The organism is Salinicola tamaricis (assembly GCF_003006155.1).
Classification (GTDB): Bacteria; Pseudomonadota; Gammaproteobacteria; order Pseudomonadales; family Halomonadaceae; genus Salinicola; species Salinicola tamaricis.
On sequence record NZ_CP023559.1, the window covers coordinates 2748654 to 2767003 of the forward strand.

General features: G+C 67.2%; 14 protein-coding genes and 3 pseudogenes. 7 read left to right on the forward strand and 10 right to left on the reverse strand.

Annotated elements, in window-relative coordinates; genetic code table 11:
- The first annotated feature begins 77 nt into the window (after positions 1 to 77).
- From CN538_RS12645 to tal, 4 genes and pseudogenes are all read left to right on the forward strand, one after another.
- Positions 78 to 794 (forward strand): nucleoside/nucleotide kinase family protein, encoded by a 717-nt coding sequence (locus CN538_RS12645; protein ID WP_340638110.1) that lies wholly within the window; start codon positions 78 to 80, stop codon positions 792 to 794.
- Positions 795 to 954: 160 nt separating this feature from the next.
- Positions 955 to 2430 carry a mannitol dehydrogenase family protein gene (locus tag CN538_RS12650; protein WP_106420642.1) on the forward strand — a complete coding sequence of 492 codons (1476 nt, stop codon included), beginning with the start codon at positions 955 to 957 and terminating at the stop codon, positions 2428 to 2430.
- A 45-nt stretch (positions 2431 to 2475) separates the two neighbouring features.
- Positions 2476 to 3965, forward strand: a pseudogene (gene xylB / locus CN538_RS12655) (xylulokinase).
- Between the two features lie 112 nt (positions 3966 to 4077).
- Positions 4078 to 5032 (forward strand): annotated as a pseudogene (gene tal / locus CN538_RS12660) (transaldolase).
- An 83-nt stretch (positions 5033 to 5115) separates the two neighbouring features.
- Here tal and CN538_RS12665 read toward each other — a convergent pair.
- The 3 genes from CN538_RS12665 to CN538_RS12675 all read right to left on the reverse strand — a co-directional run bounded on the left by CN538_RS12665 (position 5116) and on the right by CN538_RS12675 (position 8154).
- A complete protein-coding gene (locus CN538_RS12665) occupies positions 5116 to 6129 on the reverse strand; it encodes a hydroxyacid dehydrogenase (RefSeq protein ID WP_242495077.1) in 1014 nt (337 codons plus the stop codon).
- Between the two features lie 76 nt (positions 6130 to 6205).
- Positions 6206 to 7480, reverse strand: coding sequence for an alpha-hydroxy acid oxidase (locus tag CN538_RS12670; RefSeq protein ID WP_106419657.1), 1275 nt, complete (start codon positions 7478 to 7480; stop codon positions 6206 to 6208).
- A gap of 35 nt (positions 7481 to 7515) precedes the next feature.
- Positions 7516 to 8154 carry a 4-carboxy-4-hydroxy-2-oxoadipate aldolase/oxaloacetate decarboxylase gene (locus CN538_RS12675; RefSeq protein WP_106419658.1) on the reverse strand — a complete coding sequence of 213 codons (639 nt, stop codon included), beginning with the start codon at positions 8152 to 8154 and terminating at the stop codon, positions 7516 to 7518.
- 379 nt (positions 8155 to 8533) lie between these two features.
- Between CN538_RS12675 and CN538_RS12680 the strand changes: the two genes are divergently transcribed.
- The 3 genes from CN538_RS12680 (at position 8534) to CN538_RS12690 (ending at position 11592) form a co-directional block, all read left to right on the forward strand.
- Positions 8534 to 9493 (forward strand): tripartite tricarboxylate transporter substrate binding protein, encoded by a 960-nt coding sequence (locus tag CN538_RS12680; RefSeq protein ID WP_106419659.1) that lies wholly within the window; start codon positions 8534 to 8536, stop codon positions 9491 to 9493.
- A gap of 92 nt (positions 9494 to 9585) precedes the next feature.
- Positions 9586 to 10047, forward strand: a complete 462-nt coding sequence (locus CN538_RS12685; protein ID WP_106419660.1) for a tripartite tricarboxylate transporter TctB family protein — start codon at positions 9586 to 9588, stop codon at positions 10045 to 10047.
- 3 nt (positions 10048 to 10050) lie between these two features.
- Entirely contained in the window at positions 10051 to 11592 is a 1542-nt protein-coding gene (locus tag CN538_RS12690; protein WP_106419661.1) for a tripartite tricarboxylate transporter permease, read from the forward strand.
- Positions 11593 to 11649: 57 nt separating this feature from the next.
- On the opposite strand, the gene CN538_RS12695 is transcribed toward CN538_RS12690, so the two are convergent.
- The 7 genes and pseudogenes from CN538_RS12695 to CN538_RS12725 form a co-directional block, all read right to left on the reverse strand.
- Positions 11650 to 12333, reverse strand: coding sequence for a GntR family transcriptional regulator (locus CN538_RS12695; protein WP_129591365.1), 684 nt, complete (start codon positions 12331 to 12333; stop codon positions 11650 to 11652).
- A gap of 120 nt (positions 12334 to 12453) precedes the next feature.
- Positions 12454 to 13445: pseudogene (locus tag CN538_RS12700) on the reverse strand (LLM class flavin-dependent oxidoreductase).
- A gap of 285 nt (positions 13446 to 13730) precedes the next feature.
- The gene (locus CN538_RS23020) at positions 13731 to 14033 is read right to left on the reverse strand and encodes a tetratricopeptide repeat protein (RefSeq protein WP_242495079.1); all 303 of its coding nucleotides are present in this window, start codon (positions 14031 to 14033) and stop codon (positions 13731 to 13733) included.
- Positions 14027 to 15271 carry an SDR family oxidoreductase gene (locus tag CN538_RS23025; protein WP_242495081.1) on the reverse strand — a complete coding sequence of 415 codons (1245 nt, stop codon included), beginning with the start codon at positions 15269 to 15271 and terminating at the stop codon, positions 14027 to 14029. The genes CN538_RS23020 and CN538_RS23025 overlap by 7 nt, the downstream gene beginning before the upstream one ends.
- The gene (locus CN538_RS12715; protein WP_340638111.1) at positions 15258 to 15908 is read right to left on the reverse strand and encodes an iron-containing redox enzyme family protein; all 651 of its coding nucleotides are present in this window, start codon (positions 15906 to 15908) and stop codon (positions 15258 to 15260) included. The genes CN538_RS23025 and CN538_RS12715 overlap by 14 nt, the downstream gene beginning before the upstream one ends.
- 232 nt (positions 15909 to 16140) lie before the next feature.
- Complete coding sequence (locus CN538_RS12720) at positions 16141 to 17586, reverse strand: AMP-binding protein (RefSeq protein WP_106419664.1); 1446 nt, start codon at positions 17584 to 17586, stop codon at positions 16141 to 16143.
- Complete coding sequence (locus CN538_RS12725; RefSeq protein ID WP_106419665.1) at positions 17579 to 18250, reverse strand: thermostable hemolysin; 672 nt, start codon at positions 18248 to 18250, stop codon at positions 17579 to 17581. Before CN538_RS12725 ends, CN538_RS12720 begins: the two co-directional genes overlap by 8 nt.
- Positions 18251 to 18350 lie beyond the last annotated feature (100 nt).

Genomic DNA, 18350 nt, shown 5'->3' on the forward strand with positions numbered 1-18350 from the left:
TGCAGCGTCATCGCCTGTCGGTACTTTGCCTGTCGGTACTTGCCTGCTGAGGCATCGCCTAATGAGAGGAGAGACGCATGTCGATCACGCCTGATGCCGAGTGCCCGGCGCTGCCCATGTCGCCATCGCTGGAAGTGATGGCCGAGCGCGTGCTGGCGGCTTCCCGTGCCGAGCGGCGCACTCTGGTTGCCATTGCCGGGCCGCCGGCGGCGGGCAAGTCGACCCTCGCCGAGGCGCTGTGTGCGCGCATCGATGCGCTGCGTCCGGGCTATGTCGCGCTGGTGCCGATGGATGGCTATCACTTCGACAACGCGGTGCTGATCCCCCAGGGCCAGCTCGATATCAAGGGCGCGCCGGAGACCTTCGATGTCGCCGGGCTGAGCCACGACCTGGCCAGGTTGCGGCGTGACGACGGCCCGGTGGCGGTACCGCTGTTCGATCGCCCCCTCGATCTCGCTCGGGCGCGGCGTGCGCGGCTGATCCAGCCCGGCCACCGGCTGGTACTGGTCGAAGGCAACTATCTGCTGCTCGACCGCGCCCTGGCGCGCGCTGCGCTCGTTCTTCGACCTCACGCTATTCATCGATGTCCCCGATGCAGTGCTTGTCGAGCGGCTGCTGCAGCGCTGGCACGATCTCGGCCAGGACGCGGCGGAGGCGATCAGGCGTACCCATGCCAAGGACATGCTCAACGCCCAGCTGATCAAGGATCACTCGGTGGCGCCGGACTGGCACTGGCACTTTCTGGCCGGCACGTCGGACGCACTCGAGACCTCGGGCTCGCCTGCTACCGCTGATTCCCCCGCGATACCGGATTCACCCGGCACCTCGATTGACGCCGAGCCGCCGATTCATCCCGACCCCGCGTCGCGCGGGTCGTACGCACGCTCAAGCCCCTGCGCCGCCGGGCGCGCGGCAATACGGATTCAGGCCATGGCCGGCTCAAGGAGGCCCCCGATGACCGCACTCAAACAAGCCAATCTGACGCAGCTCGATGACGCCGTTGCTACCCCCAGCTATCCGCGTGATCGGATCACGCCGGGGATCGTTCACTTCGGCGTCGGCGGCTTTCACCGCGCCCACCAGGCGATGTATCTCGACACCCTGATGAATCGCGGCGACGCCCTCGACTGGGGTATCGTCGGGGTCGGCGTGATGCCGGGCGACAAGCGTATGCAGGCGGCGCTGGCGGCGCAGGATCACCTCTATACGCTGGTGGTCAAGCACCCTGACGGTGAGTACCAGCCGCGGGTGATCGGCTCGATCATCGACTATCTCTATGCCCCGGACGATATCGAGACGGTGCTCGAGACCCTGGCCGATCCGCGCATCCGCATCGTGTCGCTGACGGTCACCGAGGGCGGCTACAACTTCCACCATGTCACCGGCGAGTTCGATCTCGACAACGCCGATGTGCAGCATGACCTGGCATCACCGCAGACGCCGCGGACCACCTTCGGCATCGTCATCGAGGCGCTGGCGCGGCGCCGGGCACGTGACATCGCGCCGTTCACGCTGATGTCCTGCGACAACATCCAGGGCAACGGCGAGGTCGCGCACAAGATGTTCGTCGCCTATGCCCGTGCCCGCGACCCCGAGCTCGGCGCCTGGGTCGAGGCCGAGGTGCGCTTTCCCAATTCGATGGTCGACCGCATCACGCCGGTCACCACCGCCGCCGACATCGACGAGATCGCCGAGCGCTTCGGCCTCGAGGATCGCTGGCCGGTGGTGTGCGAGCCCTTCACCCAGTGGGTGCTGGAGGACCACTTCAGCCTTGGCCGGCCGGCCTTCGAGACGGTCGAGGTGCAGGTGGTCGAGGACGTCATTCCCTATGAATTGATGAAGCTGCGCTTGCTCAACGCCAGCCATCAGGCGCTGACCTACTTCGGCTATCTGGCAGGCTACCGCTACGCCCACGAGGTGTGTCAGGATCGAACCTTCGTCGATTTCCTGCTCGCCTACATGAACCGCGAGGCGACGCCGACGCTCTCACCGGTGCCGGGGGTCGATCTCGACGCCTACAAGCACACGCTGATCGCGCGTTTCGCCAACCCGGAGATCAAGGACACCCTGGCGCGGCTCTGCGCGGAGAGTTCGGATCGCATCCCCAAGTGGCTGGTGCCGGTGATTCGTGAGCGGCTGGCCCAGGATGGCGATATCCGGCTCAGCGCGGCGGTGGTCGCCAGCTGGGCGCGTTATGCCGAAGGGGTCGACGAGCAGGGCGAGCCGATCGAGGTGGTCGACCGGCTCAAGGCGTCGCTGATGGCGATCGCCCAGCGCAACCGCGACGAGCCCACGGCGTTCATCGAGAACCGCCAACTGTTCGGCGATCTGGCCGATGACGAGCGCTTTCGTGCGGCTTACCTCGACGCCCTGGAACGGCTGCACCGCGATGGCGCCCGCGCCTGCGTCGAGCATCTGATCGGCGCGTGATACGCGATACCCCGGACCCGTGGAAACAGAGACAAGGAAACCAGCATGTACATCGGCGTGGATTGCGGCACTCAGAGCACCAAGGTGGTGCTGGTCGACGGCGCGGACGGGCGGATCATCGGTGAAGCGTCTCGGCCCCACGCGTTGGATCAGGGCGACAACGGGCGCCGTGAGCAGCGCGTCGAGAGCTGGACCGAGGCCTTTCGTGGCGCCCTCGGCGACGCTCTGACGCAGGCCGGGGTCGACGGTCGTGAGGTGCGCGCGATCGGCATCTCCGGCCAGCAGCACGGCATGGTAGCGCTGGATGCCGAGGGTATGGCGGTGCATCCGGCCAAGCTGTGGAACGATACCGAGACCGCGGCCTGGAACGCGGATTTGATCGAACGGCTCGGCGGCGAGGCGGGCTGCCTCGACAAGCTGGGCCTGGTGCTACAGACCGGATACACCGCCTCCAAGATCGCCTGGCTGCGCGAGACCCACCCGCAGGCCTACGCGCGCATCGCCACGCTGCTGCTGCCGCATGACTATCTCAACTTCTGGCTCACCGGCGAGCGCGTGGCCGAGGCCGGCGATGCCTCCGGTACCGGCTACTTCGACACCCGCAACCGTCAGTGGCGCCACGACGTGTTCGCCGTCATCGCCCCGGAGCTCGACCCCGCTCAGGTGCTGCCGCGGCTGATCGACTCGCGCGAGGCGGCCGGCACGGTGCGCCCCGAGCTCGCCCGTGAGCTGGGCCTGGGCGAGGACGTGCTGGTCGCCAGCGGTGGCGGCGACAATATGATGGGCGCGATCGGCACCGGCAACATCGTGCCCGGCCGGGTGACCATCAGCCTCGGCACCTCGGGCACCATCGCGGTCCATTCGCCGGAGCCGGTGGTGCCCGACAACGCCATGGTGGCCAACTTCTGCGCCAGCCACGCCGGCTGGTTGCCGCTGATCTGCACCATGAACGTGACCTCCGCCACCACCACTATGCGTGAGCTGGTGGGGCTCGATATCGCCGGCTTCAATCGTGCAGTGGAGCGTGCCGAGCCGGGCGCCGGCGGTGTCACCCGCTGCCGTTCTTCAGCGGCGAGCGGGTACCGGCGCTGCCCCAGGCCCACGCCAGCCTGCACGGCCTCACCAGCCTCAACACAAGCCCCGACAACCTGTGTCGCGCGGCGGTGGAGAGCGCCACCTTCGGCCTGCGCTACGGGCTCGAGCTGCTGGGGCCGCTGGCCGATCGAGCGACCCAGGTGCGCCTGGTCGGCGGTGGCGCCAAGAGCGCGGTGTGGCGTCAGATCGTCGCTGACGTGCTGGATGTGGAGGTGGTGTGTCCGGTGGTGACCGAGGCCGCCGCCTTCGGCGGTGCGATCCAGGCGCGCTGGTGCGATCGGCGCCAGGGTGAGGTCGATCTCGCCGCGTTGTGCCAGGACTGGGTGGCGCTGGACGAGAGCACGCTGACGCGGCCACGCCCTGAGGTGGTGGCGCGCTATCACACGATCTATCGCCACTATCGCGAGACCCTGGCGGCGCAGTACGCGATCGCCGATTGAGCCTGCCGGATCGAGGTGTGATCGCACGGCGAGTCCGGCGGATCAGTGTTATCCTTTAGGGATTGGGATTGCGAAGGGGTGCAATCCACACATCAAGACGATGGAGCGATTCATGACACAGCAGCTCGACTCTCTCAAACAGCTTTCCATGGTCGTGGCCGACACCGGCGATCTCGACGCCATCCGGCGCTATCAGCCGCACGATGCCACGACCAATCCGTCTTTGATTCTCAAGGCCTTCGATCTCGACGGCTATCAGGACCTGATCGACGAGACCCTGGCTGCGGTGAAGTCCGAGGTCTCCGACCCCGATGCGCGCATCGAAGAGGCGGTCGACCGGCTGTCGGTAGCGATGGGCACCGAGATCACCAAGATCGTGCCGGGGCGCGTCTCCACCGAAGTCGCGCCAAGCTCTCCTTCGATGAGGCGGCCAGCATCGACAAGGCCCATCACCTGATCTCGCTCTACGAGAAGCAGGGGGTCTCCAAGGATCGCGTGTTGATCAAGCTCGCTTCCACCTGGGAAGGCATCCGCGCCGCCGAGAAGCTCGAGAAAGAGGTATCAACTGCAACCTGACGCTGCTCTTCTCCGATGCCCAGGCGCGTGCCTGCTTCGAAGCCGGGGTGTTCTTGATCTCACCCTTCGTGGGCCGTGTCACCGACTGGTACAAGAAGGCCACCGGTACCGAATCCTACGCGCCGGACGAAGACCCGGGGGTCAAGTTCGTGCGTGGCGTCTGCGACTATGCCAGCCGCTACGGCTACCAGACCGTGGTGATGGGCGCCAGTTTCCGCAACACCGACCAGATCCTGGCGCTGGCGGGCTGCAATCGCCTGACCATCTCGCCGGCACTGCTGGAAGAGCTCTCCTCCACCGAGGGCGAGGTGACGCGCAAGGTCACCGATCAGAGCGATCGCGCCGAGCACCCCGGCCGGATCGGCGAAGCCCAGTTCCGCTGGGAGCACAACGAAGATGCCATGGCGACCGAGAAGCTCGCCGAAGGCATTCGCAACTTCGCCGCCGACCAGAAGAAGCTCGAAGGGCTGCTGGCCAAGCGCCTCGGCTGATACGTCTTGTCGCGTTCAAGACCCACGACACCCGGCCATGTGCCGGGTGTTTTGCTATGTGCGCCAATAGCGTGGTTGGCTCACTACCCCAGTATTCGCCGGTAGCGCTCGGTATAGCGTGGCCAGGCCTCGGGGTTGAGCAGGCGCGGCGGTACCTGGCCATCCAGGGTCGCGATCAGTTGCTCCGCCGCCCAGGTGGCGATGTTGCGCCGTGCTTCCCGCGTCACCCCGGCGGTGTGGTAGGTCGCCATGACGTTGGGCAGTTGCAATAGCGGGTGGTCCCGCGGCGGCGGCTCGACGTCCCACACATCGATGCCGGCGCCGGCCAGATGCCCGCTCTCGAGTGCTGCCGTCAGCGCCGCTTCCGAATGGATGCCGCCGCGCGCCGTGGTGACGAACAGCGCCCCCGGTTTCATCGCGGCGAAGGCGCGCGCGTCGAAGAGATCCAGGGTGTCAGCCTGGCGCGGGCAGTGCAGCGAGACGATGTCCGACTCGGCCAGCAGCACCGGTAGCGTCACCGGACGCGCGCCGCGTTGGCGAATCGTCTCGGCGTCGAGTAGCGGGTCATGGGCGATCACGTCCAGGCCGAAGGCCCGCGCCAGCTCGGCGACACGCCGTCCGATATGGCCGATCCCCACCAAACCCAGGGTCTTGCCGTAGAGCTCTCGACCCATCAGATCCTCACGCGAGAACTCGCCGCCGCGCCGCAGGCGATGATCGCTCTCGGCAAGGCGCTTGTTGACGCCGAGCATCAATCCGAGGGTGTGCTCGGCGACCGACTGGGCGTTGGCGCCCGCCTGATTCATGACCAGCACGCCGGCCCGAGTGCACGCCTCGACATCCACGGTGTCGTAGCCGGAGCCGGAGGTCGAGACGCAGAGTAGATTGGGCGTGTGGGCCAGGAGCTTCGCGTCGGCGAACCAGCGGGCGGGAGTTTCATCCTTGGCCGAGGAGACCTGATAGGCATGGACCTGGCGCAGGGTGTCGGCGTGATCCTCGGGGGCGCTGGCCACGGGAAGGGTGGTCAGGGCGATGTCCGGGCGGTCGGCATAGCGCTGCTGCATCGAGACGTCGTACCACACGTCGAGCCGGAACACCGACCGGTGACCGGAGCGTTGCCGAGCCGATGATGGAGTGGTGTGAGTTCGGAGTGCTGGGTCAAGGCTCGGTCCTCTATGGCTGATCATGCTGTGTGCGATCGGTGTGGGGCTCGCGGGCGGAGGTTGCGGTGGGCTGGGTCAGGCCGCGTTCGCCCAGCATCGTCAGCGCGGCCAGGTGATCCCGGCCTAGCTGATCCAGTCGGGTGATGCCCAGCAGCGCCATGTCACGCCGGATTTCGGCCTGCATGAGGTCGATGGCGTGGGCCACACCCGCCTCGCCGCCCACGGCGGCGGCGTAGGCGAAGGGGCGACCGATGAACACGAAGGCGGCCCCCAGCGCCATGGCCTTGAGTACATCGGTGCCGCGCCGAAAGCCGCTGTCGATCATGACCGGCAGATCACCGGCGGTGGCGAGGATGCCCGGCAGCGCGCGCAGCGGCGAGAGGGCGCCGTCCAGCTGGCGGCCGCCGTGGTTGGAAACGATCAGCGCATCCACGCCGAGCACCCTGGCGCGGGCCGCGTCCGCCGGGTGCAGCACGCTCTTGAGCACCAGGCGACCCGGCCAGCGTTCGCGAATGAACGCGAGATCGTCCCAGTTCAGGTGGCCGCGGTCGGAGATATCGCGATTGACATGGGGTGAGAAGATCGGCGCGCCGCGCGAGGCGTAGTTGTTCTCGAAGTGGGGCATGCCGTGTCGCATCAGCGTGCGCAGGAAGGTGTCGCACAGCCAGCCGGGATGCGAGAGCCCATCCCAGGCGAGCCTGAGCGAGGGCTTCAGCGGTGAGGAGAAGCCCGCCCGGCGGAGATTGTCCGGGTTGGTGGCAACCGGCGTATCCAGGGTGATCACCAAGGTGGTGAAGCCCGCGGCCTGGACACGTGATATCAGCGCCTCGATGGTCTCCCGGCCGGCGGGGAGATAGGCCTGGAACCAGGTCGACTCGTCTTGGCCGCCGATGGTTTCCATGCGGATCAGCGACGAGCCGCTCATGATCATGGGAATGTCTGCGGCGCGTGCCGCATCGGCCAGCACCACATCGGCCCGGTAGGCCCACAAGGCGCCGAGCCCCATCGGCGCGATACCGAAGGGCGACGCCATCGGCAGGCCCAGCAGCGTCGTCTCCTGGGTAACCCGGGAGACATCCACCAGGACGCGTGGCACCAGGCCGTAGTCGTCGAAGGCGTCACGATTGGCCAGGAAGGCGCGGCCGTCCTCCGCCGCGTTGGCGATATAGGCGAAGATCGCCCGTGGCAGGTAGCGTCGCGCGGCCGCCTCGAAGTCGTGCAGATTGTGCAGGCGTGCCAGCCGCCGCTTCACCAGCGCGTGACGCACCTGCGCCGAGATCGACATGGCGCTCCCCCTCGGCCCGGCCGGCGAGCTCGGTCTCACTGCAGGCCGAGCCGCGCGAGGGTGTCGCGCAGGTCGAGCAGGTCCAGCGTGCTGGCGCCCCGCTCCAGCTCGCGCCGGAAGGCCTCCTCTTTCTCTTCGCGGGCCTGGGCGGCGGTGACGACCTCATCGAGCTCAGCGGCCGCGACTACCACCACGCCATCACGATCGCCGACCACGAGGTCGCCGGGGCGAATCGAGACGCCACCGCAGACGATGGTGTCGTTGACCTTGCCCGACTGGTGCTTGTGGGTGCCCTTGATCGAAAGGCCGCGGCAGAACACCGGAAACCGGGAGTCGATGATCGCATCGGCGTCGCGCACCATGCCATCGATGATCAGGCCGCGAATGCCCGCCAGGCTGGCGGCCAGGGTCAGGATGTCGCCCCAGGGTCCGCCTTCGGTGAAGCCCTTGGCATCGACCACCAGCACGTCCCCCGGTTTCGCCTTGGAGATGGCGTAGTGGATCAGCAGATTGTCGCCGGGGGCGCAGTCCACGGTCAGCGCTCTGCCGGCCAGTCTCAGAGTGGGGTCGAGCGGCTTGATGCCGCAGTCCAGGGCACCGCGTTGGCCCTGGGCTTCGTGCAGCGTTGCGCTGCCCAGGGTTTTCAGCGTCTCCAGCGTGGCTTGAGAAGGCATATCGTCGTCTCTCCGTGCGAGTGAAAAACGTCTGCTGTGCCGCGTGGCCATGGGCGTGGCGCAGACAATTTGGCTCTCCCTTTGTTAGTACAATAAAAAAACAATATTGGAGTTTTGTCTATCCGGTCAGTCATTTTTTGGAATGAGACAAAAGTATAATTTTCTATATTTTATATTTAAAACATGTAGTTATTTTCATTCTTGCGGATTGGAAAGACGATGCCTAAATCGGGGCTTGAGCCGGGGTGTTCGCTATGGTTCGATGATTTTGTTTTTCAGAAAGAACAATAATGAGCGGGTCGATGAGCCGCTCTGTGCCCGCGCAGCGCGCCAGGTCCAACCCACGCGAACGGCCATGGCAGCCAACCAGGAGAAGCCAATGAAGCCCGGCAAGAAGACCCGAACACTCGCCATCGCCGCCCTCGTACTGACACCGCTGCCGGCCATGGCGGATTATCCCGAGCGTGCCGTCCAGATGATCGTGGCGTACTCCGCCGGGGGCGGCACCGATATCGCTGCCCGCACTCTGGTGCCCTACATCGAGAAAGCCCTGGGCACTGACATCACCGTGATCAACCGGCCGGGTGCCGGTGGTGAGGTGGGCTTCACGGCACTCGCCAATGCCCAGCCCGACGGTTACACCATCGGCTTCATCAACACGCCCAACGTGCTGACCATCCCCATCGAGCGCAAGACGCGCTATACGCTGGCCGACTTCCAGCCGGTGGCGAGCGTGGTCGACGATCCCGATGGCTTCAATGTGGCGCCGGACAGCCAGTTCGGCTCGCTGGCGGCGCTGGTCGACTATGCCAAGCAGCATCCCGGTGATATTACCTACGGCACCACCGGGGTCGGTTCGGACGATCATCTGGCGGCGCTGGCGCTGGAACGTCAGGCGGGCATCGAGATGACCCACGTACCCTTCCCCGGCGCGGCCGATGTGCGCCAGGCGCTGATGGGCGGTCATATCGACCTGGGCATCTTCAACATCGGAGAGGCGGCGTCCGACGTGAAGGCCGGGCGGGTCAAGATGCTCGCCCAGGCCGCCGCGCAGCGCTCGAAGGAGTTGCCCGACGTGCCGACGACCGCCGAGGCCGGCTATCCGCTGATCATCGGCTCCAACCGCGGAATCGCCGTTCCCGCCGGCGTGCCAGGGCCGATCGTCGACAAACTCTCCAGCGCCATCGCGACCGCCATGCAGGACGAGGACTTTCGCCAGGCGGCCGCGCAGCAGTCGCTGCCGCTCGACTATCAGAATCCGACCACCTATCAGCAGACGCTCGACGATCTGCAGGTGCGTTTCCAGACACTGTGGAACGAGTCGCCCTGGAGTGATTGACGTAACCGGCGGGGCAATCGCTCCGCCGCCTGCCTCCCGGTCCGGGCTCGGCCCTGGGTCGGGAGCCGTCACTTTGGAAAGGAGTGCACACCATGCGTCAAGCCACGCTGGAGACGAGTGTCGCCCTGGCCGGGGCGGTTCTCAGTGGCTGCGGGCTCTGGCACGCGCTGGGTTTCACCCGTGACTCGGCCTATCTGCCCACGGCGGTCATGAGCCTGCTGACCTTGTTGCTGCTGGTGTGGGGGATTCGCTCGGCCTGGTCGCTGCGCCAGGCGGGCAGCGACACGCTGCGCTTTGCACCGAGTCACGCGCGGCGGTTTCTCACCCTGCTGGCGACCTCCGTCGCCATGATCGCCATCGCCCCCAGGCTGGGTTTCGCCACCACCTTCTTGTTGTTCGTACCCGTGAGCGGATGGCTGCTCGGCTATCGCCAGGGCAAGTGGCTGGTGACGACCGCGATCCTCTTTTCACTGCTGATCTATCTGATCTTTCAGATCGTGCTCGACAGACCGCTGCCGCCGGAGCTGGCGCTGCGTCTGGTGACCGGGAGCTAAGCCATGTGGGATTCGATTCTTGCCGCCTTGCCGCTACTGTTCTCGCCAGCCGCCGTGCTGGCGATGGCCGGCGGCACCACCATCGGCGTGCTGATCGGTGCGCTGCCCGGACTTTCCGCCACCATGGGAATCGCCGTGCTGATTCCGCTGACCTTCACCATGCAGCCGCTGGTGGCGTTGGGGATGATGGCCGGGATCTACAACGGGGCGATGTACGGCGGGGCGATTCCCGCCATTCTGCTGCGCATTCCCGGCACGCCCGCGGGGATCGCCACGGTGTTCGACGGCCATCCCATGGCGCAGAAAGGGCAGGGGCTCGAGGCGATGAAGATCGCGCTGGTATCCTCGGCGGTCGGCGGTTCGATCAGCGCGCTGGCGCTGCTCTTTCTCAGCCCGCCGCTGGCGGCCATGGCGCTCAAGTTCGGCCCCGTCGAAATCTTCTGGCTGGCGATCTTCGGGCTGGCGGCGATCGCCGTGCTGCTGAGCGACGCCCCCATCAAGGGGCTGATCAGCGCCTGTATCGGTCTGGTGATCGGCATGGTGGGTATCGATTCGATGACCGGCAACGAGCGCTTCACCTTCGATGTCATGGAATTGATGGGCGGCATCGACATCCTGGTGCTGCTGACCGGGCTCTATGCCATTCCGCCGGCGCTGACCCTGGCGCAGGAGGCGCTGCTGCTGAGTCGCAGCAGTGGCAGCAGTGGCAAACGCACGCACAGCGGCATCGGCTGGCGACGCCTGCTGCCGACCTGGGTGCGGGCCTCGACCATCGGCGTGATCGTGGGGATCATTCCCGGCACCGGCGGCAACATCGCCGCCATGCTGTCGTGGAACGAAACCCGGCGCGTGGCCAAGGACAAGTCGCGCTTCGGCAAGGGGGCGCCGGAGGGCGTGGCGGCGGCGGAGTGCGCCAACAACGCCGACAACGCCGCCTCGCTGATCCCTGCCCTGACCCTGGGCATCCCCGGCAGCAGCGTATCGGCGGTGATCCTGGGCGGGCTGCTGGTGCACGGCATGCTGCCGGGGCCGGAGCTGTTCACCCGCTCGGCGCCGGTGACCTACGGTTTCATCCTGGCCATGCTGGTGACGTCGATCATGCTGTTCGTGATCGGCAGGCTAGGTGCGCGGTTGTTCATCAACGTGATGTACATGCCGCCGCTGCTGCTGGCGCCGATCATCATCGCTTTGACCACCATCGGCGTCTATGCGATCAACAACAGCCTGTTCGATGTCTGGCTGATGCTGGCGTTCGGGGTCATGGGCTGGGGCATGGAGCGTCTGGGGATTCCGCTGGCTCCGGCGGTACTGGCGGTCATTCTGGGGCCGGTGGCGGAATCCAGCCTGCGTCGGGCGATGCTGATCGGGCACCATCAGATAGGGTTTCTATTTTCCAGCACCATCGCCATCGTCATGGTCACGCTCATCTTGCTGACCATCCTGGTACCGCTGGTTCGGCGCCTGCTGGCGCATTACCGTGGGCGGCCGTCGAAGCTGGCCATGGCGGCCGACCCGCAGCGGGCGCGTCAACACCTGGAACCCTGAGCGCGGCCTATCCAGGATGCGGCCAGCAGGGCGCGTCGCCGGGAAACCGGCGGCGCGTCACGCCTCCTCGGCGGCGTTCCAGGGCTCTCCTTTCTCCCGCGCCGACTGCCGGGCCATGAAGGCGCAGTAGGCCATGCGCAGATGCACCCGCATCAGGTCCTCGGCGTAGCGCGCCTCGCGGCGCTCGATCGCATCGATGATGTCACGGTGCTGCTGCATCGAGCGCTGCATCTCGGTCTCGGAATAGAGATAGTAGGAGCCCACCGTGATCGGCGAATCGACCAGCATCCTGACCATCCGGGTGAGCTGGACCGAGCCCGCTGCGGTCAGGATGACCTGATGGAACAGCTGGTTCTCGCTCTGGATGCTGAACAGGTACTTGTCGGGCTGCTCCCGGTAGAGCCCCTCGATGACGTCGGCGTGATGGCGCAAGCGCGCGATCTGCTCCGGCGTCGCGCGGCTGGCGGCCAGCCTGGCGGCGCGTGACTCCAGCAGGATGCGCAGCTCGTAGATATCGACGATATCGTCCTGCTGCCACGGCGAGACGAACGAGCCACGTCCCTTCTCGTGATAAATCAGACCATCGTCGGCGAGGCGCTGGATCGCCGCCCGCACCGGCGTGCGGCTGACCGAGAGCATGTCAGCAAGGTGGGCCTCCTTGATCTGCATGTCCGAGGAGAGCTCGCCGGACATGATCTGTCGTCTCAGGGTCGTGTAGACCCGGTCTGTGAGCTTGGTCATGAGGCCCGGCACCGTTATAGGGATATCGTATCGCCCAACCTCCCGCAGGCGGGACCTGAAGGCGACCCGACGATACTACCCAAGAGACGCCATGGGCGCGAGACAGGTCCGGCCCGAGGCTCAGGCTCCCTTCCATACCTCGGCCAGAATCTCGTAGGAGCGCACCCGGTCGGCGTGGTCGTAGCAGTCGGTGTTGACCATGATCTCGTCGGCACCGGTGGCGTCGAGCAGCTCGTCGAGCTGACGGCGCACGCTCTCCGGGCCACCGACCACCGCGCGCCGAGGTTCTGCGAGACTGCGGCCTCTTCCTGCGGCAGCCAGTCGAGTCGCTCGACCGGCGGCCGCGTGCGGGTGCTCTTGCCGCGGATCAGGTTGAGGAACTTCTGCTGCTGCGTGGTGGCGAGGAAGCGCGCGCGCTCGTCGCTCTCCGCGGCGATCAGTGGAATGCCGATCATGGCGTGAGGGGTGTCGAGCACGCCGGGTTGGAAACCCTCGCGATAGAGGTGCAGGGCTTCGCGCATGTAGCCGGGGGCGAACTGGCCGGCGAAGGCGAACGGCAGCCCAGCCGTGCGGCGAGCTGGGCGCTGTAGCCGCTGGAGCCGAGCAGCCAGATGGGTACGTGGGTGCCCTGGCCGGGGATCGCGCGCACGCGCTGGCCCGGGGTGGCGTCGCCGAGATAGCGGCGCAGCTCGTCGAGGCGGTCGGGGAAGTCGTTGACCCCGGCATAGGGGTCGCGGCGCATCGCCTGCATGGTCACGCCATCCGAGCCCGGGGCCGGCCCAGGCCCAGATCGATGCGGCCGGGGTAGAGCGTCTCCAGGGTGCCGAACTGCTCGGCCACGACCAACGGCGGATGGTTGGGCAGCATGATACCGCCGCTACCCACGCGGATCGTCGAGGTGGCGCCGGCGACATGGCCGATCAGCAGGCTGGTCGCGGCGCTGGCGATACCGTCGATATTGTGATGCTCGGCGAGCCAGTAGCGGTTGTAGCCCAGGCGCTCGGTCTGCTGGGCGAGATCGACGGTATGGCGGAAGGTCTCCGCCGGGGTGCCGTCGAGGTAATCGGTGCCAGATCCAGCACCGAAAGGGGAATGTCGGCCAATCGTGACATGAGGTTCCTCGATCGTAAACGGCGGGCAACTCATCAGGGAAACGCTGAATAAATCGCCGAGCGAGATGAAGCGCAAGGCGCATGGCGCGCAGAGCACGAGACATAACGTGGGGTTAGGCGAGTGCTCGAGTACCACGCAACGCAGCGATTCGTTGGGGACGCCGAGTCCGTGCAGGCATTTAGGCAGCGTTCCTTAGCGCCCTCATGATTCATATCATGAGGGCGCCCATCACGATTGCAAGCGCGGCCTGAGCGATCCGCGCGGGCGGCTCGCTCAGGCTGGGCTCAGCTCTTCAACTGACTCATCAGCTTCTGAATATCCTGACGCCGGCCGGCATCGGCGCTCTCGCGCCGGGGCGGGGAGCTGCGCGCCAGCGCTTTCTGCAGCGCCTGGCGGGCCTTTGCGTCATCGCCCTGGTCATGCAGGAAGTCGGCCCAGAAGTAGTTGCTGTCGATGCCGTCGGGATTGATCGCCAGGCCTTTCTGCAGCAGCTCACGCGCCTTGTCGTCGTCGCCGAAAGCGATCGGCCAGCCGGGTACCTTGTGGTAGAGCGTGCCCAGACTGGTATAGGCGGAGCCATTCAGCACCTTGGGGTCGATGGCCAGGGCCTTCTCGAACTGCTGGCGCGCTTCCTTGACTTGGGAGAGCGCACTGAGGCCGCCGCCGGCGCCGGCTTCGGAGGCGCGGATGATACCGGCCCAGGTATGCAGTTCGGCGCTTTGCGGATGCGCGGCGACCAGGGCGGCGCGCTTATAGAGCTGGTCGAAGGCGTCCTCGCGGCGCGATTCCGGCAGTTGGTAGCTGATGTTGGCCCAGCGGCTCTGCAGTTCGTGCAGGCCAGCGGCCACCGGGGTGCGGCGGCGGCGGTGCCGCCGCGCCTCGGCCATGGGGGTGGCGAGCAGGTGGCGCTGCCGCTCAGGCCGAGCAGCAGTGCCAGGGCAGCGGGCGCCAGCCCCGGGAGCGCGAACGAATGCCAGCGTGATCGACGATGTGGGTGAACGCAGCGGGTCATGATGACCTCACGATCAGGAAGATGGCGTCGAGACGCGACGCGCGTGGCGCTGGATGATCGGCAGTCGCTTCTTGAGCGCGCGGTCGACCATCCCGGGCAGCAGACCGTTGAGATGGACCAGCAGGCATTCGGGCCAGCCCAGCTGACGCTCGCGGGTGCGCTTCTCGATGCTCGAGACGATCGTGCGGCCACCGCCTCCGGGGCGTCGACGGCGTTGCCGAGCGCGGCGTTGAGCGAGTCCGCGGCGGCACTGTTCATGCCGGTGCGGGTCGCCCGCGGGGCGATGTGCAGCACCGCCACCGGAGTGTCGGCGAGCTCGCGGCGCAGCGCCTGGCTGAAGCCGCGCAGGGCGAACTTGGTGGCGCAGTAGGTGGCGTAACCCGGATGGCCGATGGCGCCGAAGGCCGAGCCGACGTTGACGATCCAGGCGCGATCGTGGTGCAGCAGACGCGGCAGCAGCGCCTGGGTCAGCAGCAGGGTGGCGGTGACGTTGAGCTCGACCATGGCACTGATGGCCGCCGGGGCCTGTTCTTCGAACAGGCCGAACTGGTTGCTGCCGGCGGCGTTGATCAGCATGTCGATGCGCGCTTCGCTGGCGGCATCGACCACCCGACGGCGGTCCTCGGCCTGGGCGAGATCCGCTTTCAGTATGTAGATGCGATCTGGCGCCAGTGCCGCCAGGCGGTCCAGGCTCGGCTGGTTGCGCCCGACGATCAGCAGCGTGGCACCGGCCTCGGCGAGTTCGGCCACCAGCGCGCCGCCGATGCCGCCGCTGGCACCGGTGACCAGGATGCGGCGATCAGACCAGCGCATCGGCGAGTACCTCGCTGGTGTGGGCGTCGCCCGCGGCCTGGCCGAGAGTCCGGAACATGGCGCCGTCGTAGAGGCGATAGACCATGTTGGCGGTATCGATCACCGCCTGCAGGTCCTGGGCCGACTCGATGCGGTTGATCTGCGCTTCGAAGAACGCCAGGTGGCCGATGTCGAGGCTGCCGTGGGACTCCAGGTAGCGGAAGGCGTCGGCGGGCAGGCCTGCGCCGTCGCGCATCTTCTCCGCCGCCTGGGTGGCGATGGCGGTGCTGGTGCCCTCGAGCACCTGAACCATGCCGAAGAAGCCGATCGGGTTGCCGTGTTCGATCACGTCGCGCACATAGCTCACCATCAGCTCTGTGGCCGGCGCCGGGCGTCCGGCGGCGACCGCGTCGGCGTCGCCGCCGAGGGCGCGAATGTCATCCAGAATCCACGCCTGGTGGCCGTACTCCTCCTCGATGTACTCGACCAGCGCGCCGCGCAGCCACTCCAGGCGCTCGGGCAGGCGTGCGCCGCAGGCCATCATCAGCGGCACCGTGTACTTGACGTGGTGGTAGGCCTGGGTGAGGAAGGCCTGGTAGGTGGCGCGATCGATGTCACCGGTCAGGGCGCGGCGGATTACCGGGTGTCCAGCAGCCACTGGCGCTGTTCGGCGGTTTGCTGCTGCAGGGTCTGATACGGGGTCATGGCGTTCTCCAGGGCGGCCTTGCCGGCCGCGTGATGTACAGGGGTGGTGCGAGTCGAGGCGTCGTGCGTCGATCTCGTATCTTTGTGCGTTGGTTCTGCGTACGTCAGGTCTGCGTGCGTTGAATCTGCTGGCGTCGAATGCGGGTGAGACATGGGCGGCTCTCCTCGAGCGGGTTGCGGGCGCATCACGCGCTGACCGGCGTGTCCAGCCAGCGGCGGTAGCGCTCGGCCAGCGCCTCGCGGCGCAGCCGGCCATTGGCTGTCGCCAGGCCGTTGTCCGGGGTGAAGGGGGCGCTACGCTTCCAGCAAGCTACGCGGGCGTAGTCGGGCAGCCGCTGATTGGCGCGGGCCACGGCCTCTTCGAGCTGCTGGTCGTTGACCCACTCGCCGCGGGGCACCAGCAGTGCGCGGTTGCTCGGCTGCGCTTCGCCACTGACCCAGGCCTGGGCGATCGCCGGTTCGGCGGTGAGCTCGGCCTCGACCCAGGCGGGATCGACGTTGCGCCCGTAGGCCGTGATGAAGACCTGTCGCCGGCGCCCCTTGAGCACCAGCGCCTCGCCCTCCCAGGCGCCGAGATCCCCGGTGGGCCAGCGTGTCGGGCGCGGCGCGTCGTCACCGAGATAGCCGAGCATCAGACTGCCCTCGACCATCACCTCGCCATCCTCGGCGAGAGTGATCCGGGCATGCGGTAGCGGGCGGCCGACGCTACCCGAGCGCACCTCGCCGGGGCGGTTGAGCGTCACCACCGAGGCGCACTCGGAGAGCCCGTAGCCTTCGAAGACCGGCCAGCCGGCCTCGGCCGCACGCGCCAGCAGTGCCGGGGAGACCGTGGCCCCGCCCACCGCGAAGAAGCGCCCGAAGCCAAGCGGCGCCTCGCCCTGCTGCATCAGCAGTGCGCTGAGCAGCTGCGGCACCAGGATCAGGCTATCCGGGGCCTCGGCGCGGATCACACGCCACGCTTGGGTGCTGTCGAAACCGCTGGCGCCGCGCCAGCCGAGTTCGCCCAGCCCTGGCAGGGTGACGCTGCCGCCCAGCCACAGCGGGGCGTAGAGGCCGCCGATGTTTTCCAGCAGCGTGGCCAGTGGCAGCATCGCCAGATGCCGCCTCACGCCTACGCCGCGGGCCACCTCTGCCAGGCTGTCCGCCACCGTCAGCTGGGTGTCGCTGTCGAGGCAGACCCCCTTGGGCGTGCCGCTGGTGCCGGAGGTGAAGGTGATCTTGTGTGTCCCCGCTGGTAGCGTCGGCGGCGCTGCCACCTCGCGCTGCCACAACAGCGGGTCGTCGCTGGCGGCAAAGCCCAGCGCTGCGGCGACCGCGGCGGGACCGATCAGGGTGTCGATGCCGGCCTGATCGACCACGTGGGCCAGCTGCGCCGGGGAGAAGAACATCGGTAGCGGCACGTTGACCGCCTCGCTCTGCATCAGCGCCAGGTCCCACAGCGCCCAGTCGAGGCCGTTGTCGAGCATCAGCGCCACGCGGCACCCACCCGCTGCGGCCAGCTGCTGGCAGCGCCGGGCGATCTCGCTGGGCAGCTCGGCGTAGGTCAGCGTCACGCCGTTGGCGCTGAGGGCGACCTGCGCTGGCTGGCTCACGGCAAGCGCGCCGAGATGGTCGAGGAAGCGTTCACGCATGGGGGGCGACCTTGTGATGGCAGCCCTGGGCTGTCACGGTGAGTGGGGTAGGGCTATCGGGAGAGGTAAGCTCGCGGTTGGGATCTAGCCGCCGCCACGCCTTGATCAGGTCGCCGCCCATGACCCACGGGCGGTGCAGATAGTAGTTGCCCCAGCGCTCGCGCTCGTGGGCGTCGAGATGTGCAGGGTCGGCGTCACCCAGGCGGCGCACGTCGAGTCCCAACCGGCGGAAGCCGTTGCGCACCGCGGCGGTGGCGGTGAAGGTGAGCCAGCCACAGCCCTCGGCCACCAGCGACTCGATCAAGTGGCGGATCAGCGGCACCGCCAGGCCCGGGCGCAGTGTGGCCAGGTTGGCGATTTCGGCCAGCGCGTGACGCGCGACCGGGGTGCCCAGCTCGCGTGCCAGCAAGCACTCGACCGGTTCGCTCAGATAGCGCTCCAGGTACAGCGGGGCGTCGCCGGCCAGGCGCACGCCGACAGCGGCCTGCAACTGGTCGGCATCCCAGAGCCCGTAGAGGCGCGGCGCGAACTGGCTCAGCTCGGCGCCATGCTGCCGCCGATAGGTTGTGGCAATGAAGGCTTCGAGCTGGGCGCGCTCCGACGCCTTTTGGCATTCGCGCCAGTGCAGCGTGGCGGTGGGAAAGGTCAGCGGTAAACCGGGCATGGGGTCTTCCCTCGTGGTCGGTCTCCTGCCCCCTTCAGGGCCTGAAGGAGAGGATGTCGAGGGTAGGTTGCCGTGGAGGGGCTTAACGAAGTCTTACGTA